The sequence below is a fragment of the Chryseobacterium turcicum genome, from assembly GCF_021010565.1.
GTDB lineage: Bacteria > Bacteroidota > Bacteroidia > Flavobacteriales > Weeksellaceae > Chryseobacterium > Chryseobacterium turcicum.
In genome coordinates this window covers 2,822,882-2,836,365 of sequence record NZ_JAJNAY010000001.1, presented here as the reverse complement: position 1 = coordinate 2,836,365, position 13,484 = coordinate 2,822,882, and the positions used below count along the sequence as shown (strand labels likewise).

Below are 13,484 nucleotides of genomic sequence, written 5' to 3'. Positions count from 1 at the left end.
AAAGGAAATATAGATGATAAAAACAAAAAATCCGAGCAGAAAAGCTTCTGTTGTGGTTTGATTATTTATTTTTCGTAAATTATTTAGTGACTTCTTGATAACCTATTTATAGATTCTAAGATTCTTTATATCATTCTAGCAATCATCAACTACTATCTTAATTGCTGAACGTTTTTTTATTCACTTTTTTCTCTCTTACTTTAATAATGAAATCAGGAACAACTACCATTTCTCCGGCTTTTACATTAATATCAAAGCTTTGAGTTTCGCAATATGTATTGGGAGGAAGGCTAGAGGTATCAATAAAAATTGTGTAACTGCCTGTAGGTAAAAAAGAGGTTATTTTCCCTTGGTCATCACTTTCTAATTTTTGTACAACCTCATTCCCTTTAAGAATTTTGAATGTTACAGAAGACGCTCTATGCTCAAATTCCAATGCCGTTTTCGCATTGTAATCAAAAGATATATTACCTAAAAGCGTTCCGTTTTGATGAAGCGGAATATGCAAAAGATAGGTGTGAGAATCAACATTAAAATCAGTTTCATCATAATACCAGCCTTGCTGAATATGCTGTTTTAGTTTATATTTTCCGAAAGGCACACTCTTATAGGTTGCCATTCCGTCTGTGGTAGTTTTTAACGCTGTATTATTAATATTGACGATGTAGTCATTAGCGGGGTTTTCTCCCAAATCAAAAATATTGTTGTTGTTTTCGTCATAAAAAGTAAACACCTGAATTTTTGCTTTTTTGTAAGGGCTCAATACTGAGTTTTTTAAATTCAATGTTAAACCAAGTTCAAATGTTATAATATTATTTGCCAAGTCTCCTAGCGAATATTTATACCAAGAAGAGTTCATAAATACATTGAAATTTTTGCTACTATACTTCGCATTAAAAAATGCGGAAGGAGATTTCCCATAGATTATATCGTCTATATAAGATAATCCTGTACTTACGTTAACTTTGTCTTTGATGAAATTACTATTGTAGAAAAGCGAAACTGAAAGTTTTTTATAATCGGTGTTATCCGAGATTAAATGAGATAATGCATATTCAGATAAATAATAACTTCCCGATTGGTAAATTGTATTAATGTTAAATTTTTTGAAGCTGTAATTTCCATTCAACTTCATTTGAAATTTTAGATTGTCATTAAGTGGATATTTTGCTAAACCTGTATCGAATGTAAGTGATGCATATTGTTTTGTTTTGGTATGTGACCATGAAATTTGTTCGACCAATCTATGCGTTGTTAATTCTCGAAATTCATTAGAGTTTAAGTTTCCAAAGAAATTATTGTAGCTGTTAGATTTTTCGTTTTGAAACTGATATAAAAGGCCAAAACTAAAATTTTTACTATTGGGAAATTTAGTTCCCATCTCCATTCTAACGTTTTCAGAAGCTTGAGGTCTGTCGAAAAAGTAATATTTTGGTGAAAAATTAGAGTAGGTAATATTACCAAAATAATTATAGTTTTTATAGCTCTTTGAAATATTCTGCTGTAGCTGTACGCTTCCTCGTCGGTTTCCAGGATAATATCCAGAACTGAAAAAGTAAATTCCGTTAAGATTATAATCTTTAAAAGCACCGGTATAGTTAGATTCAGCAGAGAACGATGGTTTTAGCAAATCCTGAGATTCGTAAGAACTTAATCCGGCATTTACTTTTGCATTCACCATCCAGACCTTATCAAAGGTATAATGGGTTTCTGTTCCCAAAATGTGATGGCTAGTTTTCTCATAAGGGTCATAGCGATAATTATAACCTGCCGAAATAGTTTTTGAGCTATTGTTTATATTCATTGTTCCTCTGGTGAAAAAGCCATAGCCGTTTTTTAAAAAGGTATTTCTTTCAATAAGGTTAAAATTCTGATCAATAAATCCAACCTCCAGTTTGGTGTTTTTTTTGAAAGTATGACTATATTCTACCCCTCTTCCCGCCAAAGGCATCTCTAAAAACTTATTGATACTTCCAATTGTATATTGATTATTACCTTGCTCAAGGGTAATATTGGTATTGGTTACCAAAGGCTGTCGCTGATTGTTGAAAAATGCAATATTCCCTTTCATATTAAGAAAACCGGAAGGTAAGTTGAAGCCACCCGAACCAGTCAACTGATACATATCGGCATTGTCTCCAATTCTCCTGTATAAAGTTGTAATCTGATTTTTGGAGTCTTCGGTAAAATTACTAAATTGTGGATCTTGATATTTTTGAACGCTGGAAATATTTTGTACCAAAATAGTCGATGTATTGAATATTTCTTTATCTGGATTTCTGAAACCTGAAACGTTTATTGTAAAGCTAGATAATCTAGATAGGCTTTTAGAAGGTTGATAAGTAAATACAAAAGTAGAATCTTTTTTTACATTAATTAAAGCTTGTTGCTCCAAAAATTGATTCCCATTTTCAGGATCAGGAATTTTGCATACCAAAGTAATATCCTGAGAGATATTTCCTGTATTACCTACTCTCACTTTTATTAATAAAGGCTCTTGGCTAGAAGATCTGTAGATGGAGGTTGTTAATAAAGATAAATTCAGATCATTATTAATCTCAATAATATGTTCTTTAATTCTTTCGGTTATAAAATTCCCAAGCTGATCAAGCAGCCGAACTTTTATAGGAGATGATCCTGCTTCAGCATCAGAAGGTAAGATTATTCTTACAGGTAAATATTTTTTTTCGTTGGGTTTTAGTTCTATTAAAGGTTCGTCACCTGTAATCACTTTAAATCCTTTTGGATAGGTAAACTGAATTTTTCCACTGAAATTAGTAGAATTCAAATTCTGAACACTTACAACCATATTCAGAATCCTAGAATAAGATGTTGAATTTTCCTGCTCAATTTCCATGATCACATTCGACTCAGTTTTTTGCGCATTGATATAAATACAACTGAATAAAACGATAAAAAGGGTGAACAAAAATCTTCTGCTTAAAAAAGGCATCTTATAAAATTTATTGAGGAGTAATTTCGTACTGTAAACTAGTAGAATACTCAGTAGATTTAGCATTAATGAACTGCATATCCTGAGGCAATGTGAAATATTTGATATCGTAATTGTAAGTAGTACCTTGGCTGGTATTTCCTTTAACCAAAGTTTGGCTTATTGTACTTAATGCTACCGGGGAAATTACCTGATTATTTTGACCTAAAGGTTGTAAAGTAACGTGCATAGCATCTACAGGAATAGAGTAATTACCTGTAATTGATTGGAAATGACTCTGTAATGATCTTACTTTAATCTGAAAATTGGTATTGGTAGTGACTTGCAGACCACTAGGATAAACTACACTCTTACCATTGTTATAATCTTGCATGCTATTGAATTCAAGAAAACCGTTTACTACATTGGCGTTTACCTTTAAAGACATTTCCTGCGTTACGGGTGGCGTTCCTGATAGATTCGCAATCTGAAACCTATAAACCTCAGTTTTTTTTCCAATCACATTGTTGTATTGATCATAAGCTGTAAACTCTATTTGTGCTGTGAAATCTGTCCAGGTAGGATAAGCACCCAAATAAGCACCTCCCATTATGGTAATTCCATATTTAAGCTGAAGGTCGTAATAGCCATTTGGCGTTGAGGGCATATTATACAAAGGAGCATTTGATTGAGGAATCAAAAAAACTTCTGTATTCTCCTGTAAAAATACATTAGGAGGAACTCCAATCTGTGTGAATGACGGAATAGGGTTAGGGTAAGCCTGTCCGGATGTAGATATTGGCTGAAAAGATATTTTATTTCCAGGAATCGTATATTGTCCGCCTGCAGAAGTAATCGCTTGTTTAAGTTTTGCTGAAATTTTCCAGTACGGCATATTTAGATTGCCATTAGTCTCAAATCTTGAAGTTAACGCATCAGGATTACTGTTTCCATTATAGGAATTTACCTGCATATAGTTGTTTGTTGTCCATGTATTAAACGAAACCTGCGCATTGCTGCACAAAGAGATCATTACAAATAAAATGACTATTATTTTACTCATATTCAAAATTTAGCTCTCCCATTTCTAAAGTTTCGTTATCCCCATAATCAATGATTACTGAGGCGTTATAAGAGCCTTTCTCGGTTATATCTTGCATAGGAATGCTTATTTTACGAGTATTTCTTGGTAATGTATAGAATACAATAGGTGCAATACTAATCTTTTTACCAGTATTTGTATTAACAATATCTGTTATAAGTTTTCCATCGGTCCATGCATCAGATTGGTTTTCAAATGTGATATTCAGTAGCTTCTTCGAAGCATCAAATTTCAAATCTTTAATTTCAACTTTTCTTTTTATTACCTCTGGCGTTTTATGAAATATTTTAATTCCAGAACGAACACTTAATTTAATTTTTGCTCCTTTACTATCTACATCATCCACGGGATTCATTTGGCTCACAAATAATACTGCTGTATGAACAGAAAGCTTGTCTTTTGGTAATGCAGGCGAAGTAAGTGTTATTTCTAGCTCTTTTTTCTCTCCAGGGCCGAGACTGAAGTAATTATCGTTTTTGTTGATGTTTATCCAGCTTGCACAAGAATTCTCTAATGTACCAGCTGCTTGTATTATATTATCACCTTTTTCATCATAATTCCAATCTCCTAAACTTATCGCAAGATCTAGCGCGTGTTTTTCACTCACATTGGAAACCGTTACCGTTTGCGTACTACTTACTCCTGGTGCCGATTCAAAATAAACCCTTGGTGGAGAAACCGATATACCTGTTTGTGCACTGATTTGTATTACCAGAAAATAGAATAAGAGAGTGATTTTGTTCATAATGGTGTTTTATAAGTACATGAATAGTGTCACAATAATTTGTGACACTATAAAATTATATGATTATCGTTTGTTATTTACTAACAATAGAATATGTTAAAGTTGTTGTGTAAACAGTAGGGTCTTGACCTGCAATATAGTTATCTAAATAAGTATTTCCACCTGCTCCTTTATATTCAATACTAATTTGTTTGTTAACTGCACCAGCTGTAGAGGTTACTAAAGTATTTGGATTGTTAGAAAGCGATTTTGTTGTATAAATAGCATTATCTGGACCGTTTGTACCCGATGTAGGTATTACTTGGATGCTACTTACATTCATTACTTTATTTCCCTTTGTTATCGTTGCATCATTGCTACTTACGCTTAGTTCATAACTACCTGTACTATATATAGTTAATTGGTTGTCCATTTTTTTACTAACTCCATTAGTATAGTCAGCTTCTGTTTGGTAAGTTAAATCTACATTATTTAGCGCACTAGTTACTATAAGGGTTTGAACTGGCTTTAATTTAACATTTAGTGTTACAGTATTATTTTGCGCATTAGCTGTAGCGAAAGCAAATAATCCAGCTGCCGCAAATAAAAATTGTTTCATAGTATCAATGAGTTTTAATTTAGATATTGTTATCTATTCTTTTCGGGTGCAAAGATACAGGCAGTTTGCAAATTGGGTTTTGCGAAAACGTGCTTATTTTTTGTAAATTTTTACAAAAAATGCAATACGATGAAATGAAAATAATTTTTGATAAAAATGTCTAATTAAAAGACTCTTTAATAATATGGTATGAAAATATTTATTTAATTGTTAAACTTTTAAAATAGGTAACCGGATTTATTGATTGTATTCAATACATCCAGTTACCATTGAAAACTGATGATGAAAAGTTTATTAATATGAATGTATTAGGTTGAAAAGAATAAATAAAATACTAATAAAACTTTGTGATTTGGTGTTCTTTTTTTATTTTCTAAATATTGGTAATTTTTTCGTTGTTGTTATTTAATACTGCAAATCTAATCAGTATATACATGTAATACAATTTAACGTGGGTTTGATTTAATAATTTTTACGTAATAATTTATAAATTTTTACGTAAAAATTAATTTTAAATATTTGATTATCATTGTTTTGTGTTTTTGTATCTTAAAAATGAGCAAAAAAAATGCTTTATAAAAATAAAGCAAATAAATCAAAGATTAAAAGGAGTTTTTAATGAAAATTCATCATATTGAGCTAGCAATCTCTCTCATATCGGATGGTTTTTTTCCGCTGTGTTTTTTGACAAAATTACTAAAATTACCCTCATCTTTAAAGCCTAAATCAAATGCAATTTCAGATAAAGTTTTACTTGAAAATTTAATTGCTTTCTCACATTCGAATGTTACTTTTTCGATAATCATTTGTTTGGCAGATTTCCCATAAACAAACTCGGCCATGTCGGTTAATTTTCGACTAGACACTCTAAGTTCACTCGCATAGTGAATAACTTTTTTTTCGGTTTTGTAATCTCGTTGAAGAATAACGGTAAAACGGTTAACTAAGCTTACAGATTCCAAATGTTCTTTTGGCTCATTTTTATGGTCAATATGCAAATGAGCATCTAGAATTAAACTTTCTATCGCATTATGTGCAGCCGAAAAATAAATGCTTTCTTCGTCAATAGCTGAAAATCTCTTTAGTCTTTCTATTAAGATAATTTTGTTGTATTCATTATTACCAAAATAGGGTGCTACAAAAATGTTGGATGTACTGTTGAAAAAAATATTAGAATTTAAGTAGATGCTGTCTTTAGATGTTTTGTCGAAAAACTCTTTAGAAAAAACAATGGCATAAATTTCTTTGCCCATTGCATTACCAAATTCTACGTTTTTTTGAGGCCCAATGAATACAGAATTTCCACCGGAGATATGATAAGGTTTATTTTCTACGGTAATATTGAGGTCTTCAGCAACCAAATAGATTGCAAAATACTCTAATGTATTAAACTTTCTTGAGAAATTATTGCGCTCTATGATTTTAGAGACAAGATTAATACTGAAGCCATTTTTTTTTAATTCATCGGATATTTGATGCATTGTGTTTTCTTGTGTTTTGTGAATGAATATATTTATCAAAATTAAGTAATAATTAAGGAAAATCGTTACTTTAACGTGAGGTTTTATCGTTAATTTTCAAAAAAAACACGAAAGAAGTTTGATTATGCTATTATAAGGTCGCTGATAAAATGGATTTTCCTTGATTTAATCATATATAAGGCTATTTAAAGCTTAAGTGAATTCTATATTATCGAAAGCGATTTGTTTTCAAAATCTCGCTTAATTAAGGGTAAATTGATGAAGATTTGAGAAAGAAGGTAAATGGGTACTAATTTTTCAAAAATTGATGACCCGATAAAAGTACAATTTAAGTCAATAAATGCCCTATTAGATTAGTTTTCAGCGTATTTTGATATGGTATTTTAAGATTTTTGAGTTTTGTTGTATTTTTTTGATGTTTATAGGTCAAAAAAAACCGCTACAATTAGGCTGGAATGGTCTTAAAGCATATATTTGCACCCTAAATTTTATAGACATGAAAGAACTTATCGAAAAAATCAACGCAGAATTTGAGGCGTTCACGACAGAAGCTAACCAACAAGTTGAAAAAGGAAACAAAGCAGCTGGAACTAGAGCTCGTAAATCAGCTCTTGAACTAAGCAAATTGTTTAAAGATTTCAGAAAAGTTTCTGTTGAAGAATCTAAAAAATAATAAAATAAGCCGGCTGATTCAGTCGGCTTATTTTTTATATCAAAAACTAATCTTCTTACTAATTCTTGGCTTTGCATTCATAATCGCTTGGTAAGACGATGTAAATGCTGAAAGACTTTTATATCCTACCTGATAAGCAATTTCACTTAATGTAAACTGATGTGAATCTATTAATTCTATGCTTTTAAGAATTTTTATCAGTTGTACATATTTCTTTACACTTATCCCAGTTTCCTTTTTAAAAATACGCTGAAGACTTCTCGTAGATAGATTAGCTATTTCTGCAAGTTCTTCAATGCTCTCATTTTGATGAAAATTCAGATTTATAAAATGACAGACTTCTAGTAATCTTTTATCCGAAGGTAATGGAATTTGCAATGCAACGTTTTCATTACAAAAATTAGGAAGACTGATTAGTAAAGCATTCATAAAAGCTTCCTGCTCTATATTTTTTTCTGTTTCTTTATTCCATTTTGTGGCATACAAAATCATTTCTTTCAAAACCGAAGGCACAGGAAAAACATGGGTAGTACTATAAAAATCATCTTTCGGAACATTTTTAAACAAACTAACCATCAATTTTACAGTTTCTGCCTCGGAAGTTATTTTATGTTTTTGAGATGAAGGAACCCAGATGACATGATTCTGAGGAACGAGATAAATTTTATCATTAATATGAAAATATTGGTAGCCTTCTTGTACAAAAGTCAGTTGGGCTCGCTGATGCTGATGTTCATGGTCGTCATGCAGCCAGTTTTCTTCATACCAAATGTAAGCTTCTTTCTCGATTGAATCATTGAGAAAGCCGTTTTCCTGTTCGATAAGATTGCATTTTGAATTGGCGTTTTGCATAAAGTTTTTGGCAAAATTAATAAAAACGACAGTATTAAATTTGTATAATCTTAAACAGTTTACATGAAAATACTCAATAGGTTTTTAGCAGTCTTTATTTTAACAATAATTTCAAACACGATGATAGCTCAGAATAATAAAGCAAAAGTGTTGGTACTGATTCATTCTGACAATGGAGGAACGTATGAATTAGCAAAACAAATCTCAAAAGGAATTGAAACTAATAATAACGTTCAGTCTATTATAAAACAGGTGAAATCCTCAAATCATCCGAGTTTAAAAGATATTCCGGTCGCTTCTGTGGAAGAATTAAGTTCTTATGACGGAATTGCTTTTGGCTCGCCGGTTTATTTTGGGAATATCAGTACAGGAATGAGTGAATTTCTTTCTAAAACAGTTGATTTATGGACGAATCACGCTTTAGAAGGAATGCCTGCTGCCGTTTTTATGTCTGCTGGAAGTGGAGCTGGAAACGAATTGGCAGTTCAGGCATTTTGGAATAGCCTTTCAGTCCATGGGATGGTTTTGGTATCCAACGGAATTCGAGGGATTGAAAAAATTGATAAAAATATTCCTCAGGGAAATACGGTTTTGGGAGTAACGAGTCTTGCTTTGGTAAAAAATGTAGAAAGACCAAGTTCTGGTGAAAAGGAAATGGCTTACGAACAAGGAAAGAATTTTGCAAAAGTTGTGTTTGCTTTAAAAGGAACTTTTAACAAAAATTCTGAAATTAAAATTTCGCAAAATAAAAGTATAGAAAAGGTTTTGGCTGAGAAAAATATTATTCTTCCTAATGTTCCGAAACCGGCAGGAAATTATCAACCTTTTGTAAGGTCTGGAAACTTAGTTTTCATTAATCAGGTTGCTTTGAAAGATGGAAAAATTTTATATCCGGGCAAATTAGGAATTTCGGTTGATGAAAATCAAGTAAAAGAAGCTACAAAACAAACAATGCTAAATGTCTTGGCGGTATTGAAAGATGCGGTGAATGGAGATTTAGATAAAGTAAAAAAAGTAGTTCAGCTTACCGGAATTTTCAACACAAAAGATGATTATACCAAACATGCAGATTTAATGAATGTTGCTTCAAATCTTGCAGTGGAAGTTTTTGGTGAAAAAGGAAAGCATGCAAGAGCTACATTTGGAGTTTCTTCTGTTCCTGTAAATTCTTCTGTAGAAATTCAGGCTATTTTTGAAGTAGAATAATTTAAAAACCGTTAAAGAAATTTAAATAATCACAATTAATATTAAATAAATCATTCACTGTAGAATTGTATTCCTTTTTGAATATATATTTGTTCCGCTAATAACCATAGCGGAACTTTTATTATGAAACATATTTCCTTTTTATTCCTTTTATTTTCGGCATTTTTAACGGCACAAAAATTACAGGTTGTGGATGCTGAAAATGGAAAACCTATCGCTAATGCAAGAATTATTTTAATCAATCAATTAGTTTACACCAATGAAGATGGTTTTGCGCCTGTGAATGAAAATTCTAAAGATTTTGAAGTTTCTGCATCAGGTTTTAAAAAAGTAAATGTCAAAAACTTCAGTTCAATCATTAAATTGCAACCAGCTTTTAAAGATATTGAGGAAGTGAAAATCATTAATGTAGATATCAAAAAAATCATTGAAGATTTGCATAAAAACTACAACAAACGATATTTTGACAAACCATCACTTTATGATATCACTTTTAAATCTAAAGGCTTTAATAATAATAACCTGATTTTTATGGTGATTGCAGAAGCTAAATTGTGGAGTAAAAGCAATTCTTACAATTTTAGAGACGGATATAAAAAGAACTATGACGAAATATTACAGATACAGCTCAATAATGTAAAGTATAAAAAAGATAACTTGAAAGGTATTTTTAATGTAAAAACTAATGAGTTTGAACATGCAAGTATGGGTGATTATTTTTTTAGTTTTGAAATATATCGGTTGTTAGCTAATATGAACACTAAAAATTCAAAAATTACCGGTCGACTAATTTCAGAAGATAATGATACTCAAGTTATCTATGTAAAAGTGCAATCTGAAAGAGGAATAGACGTTTCTGGTGAAATTACTTATAATAAAATAGATAAAGTAATAACGCTATACAATTTAATTTATCAGCAAGAAAATTTCCCTATTTACAAAAAAACAAATAAAGACGGGGTCGAATTTGATTATCAGCTTGGAAATGCAAGTGTACTTTTTGACTTTTATAAAAAAGACGGCATCTACATCCCCGCCTCTAAAAAAGTTACAGGTGAAAAATTCTTTATAATTCATGATGGCAAAAAGGATGAGCGAAGTTTCAGTACCGAAATCGTCTACAATACTTTTACAAAATCAAATAAAAAAGGATTAGAATCAAAAGTAGACTTCAATAAAAGTATTTGGGATAATGTTCCGGTGAAAGAAGATAAAGAAGCGACTATTTTACTGTCTAAAGAAGAGCAGGAATTTATTAACCAGAAATAATTGAAGATGAAAAAAATACTTTTAACAACTGTTTTACTGACTGGTTTTGCCGCAAAAGCACAGACTCACCGTTTTATCTATGATGTGGAATACAAAAAAGATTCTACCCAAAATATAATCACAAAAGAAAATTATCATTTGGATATTGAATCTAAAATAATAAAATACTATCCGAGAGATTTTTTTGTTGGAGACTCTTTGGTCACACAAAATCTACCGATTACAGAGGGCTCAAAATTTAATACTTCACATATTATTGCTCATAAATCCGGTTCGGCAGATTACGATTATTTTGACGTTTTGGAAAATGTCGTTTTGAAGCTTTCTTCTAAAAATATCCAAAATTGGAAGCTTACTACCGAAAAAAAGAAAGTGAAAAATCTTAATTTACAAAAAGCAACTACAAACTGGGGTGGAAGAAATTGGACAGCTTGGTTCACAACAGATATTCCTTTTCAGGAAGGACCTTATAAATTCCATGGGCTTCCAGGTTTAATTACAGAATTGTATGATAATAAGGGTGATTATAAATTTGAATTGGTAAAAACTCAAAACCTTGCCAACCCTAAAGCCAATATGTATATCGATTATATGATAGGGAACAGTGTTGCAGTAGATGAAAAAAAATATAAAGATTCTAAGTTGAAATATTACGATGCTCCCATAAATTACCTCAGAAATGCAACAACACAAACACAGTCGAGTGAAGAATTTTACCTGAATGACGGAACTAAAGTTGGACAAAACAATTCTCGTGAAGTTAATGAGAGACTAAAAGGAAACATCCGAAAATACAATAACCCGATTGAGCTAGATAAAGCCATAAAATATCCGTTGTAATTCATTTGTAATGAGCAATATGTAATAGGTAATGATTCCCAGTTCATATTTACGATTCTTTTTAATATTAAGTCTGTAAATCTGTGGGAGAACATAAAATTCATGTCCCGTTGATTATACAGATTTTTTTGTTATTTGAATTAACGAATAACTCATCATTAAAGCATAAATAGAGGATTTAAGAATTTTAATTTTTATCTTTATGCCAATCAATAAAAGTATGAAGATAAACACCTTTTTTGCAGTTCCTGCAGTAGTTTTGGCGAGTCAGTTTGTCAATGCACAATCAACCACTCAGAAATTAAATCCCATTGTTGAAAATTTTGTAAACGAGACAAACAATAATTCTCAGTTAGAAGATATGGCGTTTGAGCTATTAGACGGAATCGGGCCACGTTTGGTCGGGACTCCTGAAATGCTGAAATCTAATGAATGGACAGCTAATAAATTAAAATCTTGGGGCATTGATGCCAATTTACAGCAATTCGGCACCTGGAAAGGTTGGCAAAGAGGAACTACTCATGTCGATATGGTGTATCCACGAATAAAATCTCTTTCGGCAACACAGTTAGCATGGAGTCCATCAACGAAAAAAGCAATTGAAGCAGAAGTGATTGTTCTTCCTAAGCTTTCTTCTAAAGCTGAATTTGACCAATGGCTGCCTTCAGTGAAAGGGAAAATCGTTTTAATGGCTCAATATCAGAAAATCGGTCGTTCGGATGAGCAGATTAAAGAATTTGCCACTCCTGAATTATATGAGAAACTGAAAGCTGAAAAAGAGCAGGCTTCAAAAGACTTCCGTGATTATGTGAAAAATATCGGCTATGATAACAATACACTTCCCGAAGCTTTAGAAAAAGCAGGAGCGGCTGGAATTGCGATTTCAAACTGGACAGGAATTATGGGAGCTAACCGTATTTTTGGAGCTAAAACTTCAAAAATCCCAATGGTTGATATAGACGTAGAAGATTACGGAATGTTGTACCGAATGGCTGAAAAAGGAAGCAAGCCGAGAATTAAAATCGACGCTCAATCAAAAGTTCTTCCTGATGCGAAGATGTTTAATACGGTTGGAATGATTAAAGGTTCAGAAAAACCGAATGAATATGTAATTCTTTCTGCGCATTTAGATTCTTGGGACGGTGCTCAGGGTGCTACTGATAACGGAACAGGTGTTTTAACAATGCTTGAAACCATGAGAATTCTTAAAAAATATTATCCTAATCCTAAAAGAACCATCGTTGTAGGACTTTGGGGAAGTGAAGAGCAGGGATTGAACGGTTCGAGAGGTTTTGTGGCTGATAATCCGGAAATTATCAAAGGAACGCAGGCTGTTTTCAACCAAGATAACGGAACGGGAAGAGTGGTAAATATTGCAGGCCAGGGTTTTGTAAGATCATATGATTATATCGGAAAATGGCTCAATGCAGTTCCAAAAAATGTGAGAGATCACATTAAAACCGATTTTCCGGGAATGCCGGGTGGTGGAGGATCTGATCATGCCTCTTTTGTTGCAGCAGGAGTTCCAGGATTTTCTTTAAGCTCATTAAACTGGGGATATTTTGGGTATACTTGGCATACTACGAAAGACACCTATGATAAGATTGTTTTTGATGAAGTAAAAAATAACGTCATTCTTACCGCAACTTTAGCGTATATGGCATCTGAAGATCCTGAATTTACAAGCAGAGAACGAAGAGTAATGCCTGAAAATGATAAAGGTGAAATTGCAAAATGGCCAGAACTAAAAGAACCGAGAAGGGATTCTAAAGATTATAAATAAAAG

The 13,484-nt window shown here is 32.0% G+C and carries 11 protein-coding genes; 5 read left to right on the top strand and 6 right to left on the bottom strand.

What is annotated here, in order from left to right; genetic code table 11:
* Positions 1 to 157: 157 nt before the first annotated feature.
* The 5 genes from LO744_RS12930 to LO744_RS12910 form a co-directional block, all read right to left on the bottom strand.
* The gene (locus LO744_RS12930; RefSeq protein WP_230669847.1) at positions 158 to 2,953 is read right to left on the bottom strand and encodes a COG1470 family protein; all 2,796 of its coding nucleotides are present in this window, start codon (positions 2,951 to 2,953) and stop codon (positions 158 to 160) included.
* 10 nt (positions 2,954 to 2,963) lie between these two features.
* Positions 2,964 to 3,995, bottom strand: a complete 1,032-nt coding sequence (locus LO744_RS12925; RefSeq protein ID WP_230669845.1) for a hypothetical protein — start codon at positions 3,993 to 3,995, stop codon at positions 2,964 to 2,966.
* On the bottom strand, positions 3,988 to 4,779 hold the full coding sequence (locus LO744_RS12920) for a fimbrial biogenesis chaperone (protein ID WP_230669843.1): 792 nt from the start codon (positions 4,777 to 4,779) through the stop codon (positions 3,988 to 3,990). Before LO744_RS12920 ends, LO744_RS12925 begins: the two co-directional genes overlap by 8 nt.
* 73 nt (positions 4,780 to 4,852) lie before the next feature.
* A complete protein-coding gene (locus LO744_RS12915) occupies positions 4,853 to 5,377 on the bottom strand; it encodes a hypothetical protein (protein WP_230669841.1) in 525 nt (174 codons plus the stop codon).
* Between the two features lie 629 nt (positions 5,378 to 6,006).
* Entirely contained in the window at positions 6,007 to 6,858 is an 852-nt protein-coding gene (locus LO744_RS12910) for a helix-turn-helix domain-containing protein (protein WP_230669839.1), read from the bottom strand.
* A 496-nt stretch (positions 6,859 to 7,354) separates the two neighbouring features.
* On the opposite strand from LO744_RS12910, the gene LO744_RS12905 reads away from it, so the two are divergent.
* A complete protein-coding gene (locus LO744_RS12905; protein ID WP_055981058.1) occupies positions 7,355 to 7,531 on the top strand; it encodes a histone H1 in 177 nt (58 codons plus the stop codon).
* Between the two features lie 39 nt (positions 7,532 to 7,570).
* Here the strand turns inward: LO744_RS12905 and LO744_RS12900 are convergent, their stop codons facing one another.
* The gene (locus tag LO744_RS12900; RefSeq protein ID WP_230669837.1) at positions 7,571 to 8,383 is read right to left on the bottom strand and encodes an AraC family transcriptional regulator; all 813 of its coding nucleotides are present in this window, start codon (positions 8,381 to 8,383) and stop codon (positions 7,571 to 7,573) included.
* A 63-nt stretch (positions 8,384 to 8,446) separates the two neighbouring features.
* Here LO744_RS12900 and LO744_RS12895 point away from each other — a divergent pair, with 63 nt between their 5' ends.
* From LO744_RS12895 to LO744_RS12880, 4 genes are all read left to right on the top strand, one after another.
* Positions 8,447 to 9,589: an Atu1372/SO_1960 family protein gene (locus LO744_RS12895; protein ID WP_230669835.1), complete on the top strand. Its 1,143-nt coding sequence runs from the start codon at positions 8,447 to 8,449 to the stop codon at positions 9,587 to 9,589.
* Between the two features lie 123 nt (positions 9,590 to 9,712).
* Positions 9,713 to 10,858 carry a carboxypeptidase-like regulatory domain-containing protein gene (locus tag LO744_RS12890; protein ID WP_230669833.1) on the top strand — a complete coding sequence of 382 codons (1,146 nt, stop codon included), beginning with the start codon at positions 9,713 to 9,715 and terminating at the stop codon, positions 10,856 to 10,858.
* A 6-nt stretch (positions 10,859 to 10,864) separates the two neighbouring features.
* Positions 10,865 to 11,698, top strand: a complete 834-nt coding sequence (locus LO744_RS12885; protein ID WP_230669831.1) for a GLPGLI family protein — start codon at positions 10,865 to 10,867, stop codon at positions 11,696 to 11,698.
* A gap of 220 nt (positions 11,699 to 11,918) precedes the next feature.
* The gene (locus LO744_RS12880; RefSeq protein ID WP_230669830.1) at positions 11,919 to 13,481 is read left to right on the top strand and encodes a M20/M25/M40 family metallo-hydrolase; all 1,563 of its coding nucleotides are present in this window, start codon (positions 11,919 to 11,921) and stop codon (positions 13,479 to 13,481) included.
* Positions 13,482 to 13,484 lie beyond the last annotated feature (3 nt).

Coding starts and splice junctions, on each gene's coding strand:
- LO744_RS12930 (WP_230669847.1), bottom strand. CDS start 2,953: ATGCCTTTTTTAAGCAGAAGATTTTTGTTCACCCTTTTTATCGTTTTA.
- LO744_RS12925 (WP_230669845.1), bottom strand. CDS start 3,995: ATGAGTAAAATAATAGTCATTTTATTTGTAATGATCTCTTTGTGCAGC.
- LO744_RS12920 (WP_230669843.1), bottom strand. CDS start 4,779: ATGAACAAAATCACTCTCTTATTCTATTTTCTGGTAATACAAATCAGT.
- LO744_RS12915 (WP_230669841.1), bottom strand. CDS start 5,377: ATGAAACAATTTTTATTTGCGGCAGCTGGATTATTTGCTTTCGCTACA.
- LO744_RS12910 (WP_230669839.1), bottom strand. CDS start 6,858: ATGCATCAAATATCCGATGAATTAAAAAAAAATGGCTTCAGTATTAAT.
- LO744_RS12905 (WP_055981058.1), top strand. CDS start 7,355: ATGAAAGAACTTATCGAAAAAATCAACGCAGAATTTGAGGCGTTCACG.
- LO744_RS12900 (WP_230669837.1), bottom strand. CDS start 8,383: ATGCAAAACGCCAATTCAAAATGCAATCTTATCGAACAGGAAAACGGC.
- LO744_RS12895 (WP_230669835.1), top strand. CDS start 8,447: ATGAAAATACTCAATAGGTTTTTAGCAGTCTTTATTTTAACAATAATT.
- LO744_RS12890 (WP_230669833.1), top strand. CDS start 9,713: ATGAAACATATTTCCTTTTTATTCCTTTTATTTTCGGCATTTTTAACG.
- LO744_RS12885 (WP_230669831.1), top strand. CDS start 10,865: ATGAAAAAAATACTTTTAACAACTGTTTTACTGACTGGTTTTGCCGCA.
- LO744_RS12880 (WP_230669830.1), top strand. CDS start 11,919: ATGAAGATAAACACCTTTTTTGCAGTTCCTGCAGTAGTTTTGGCGAGT.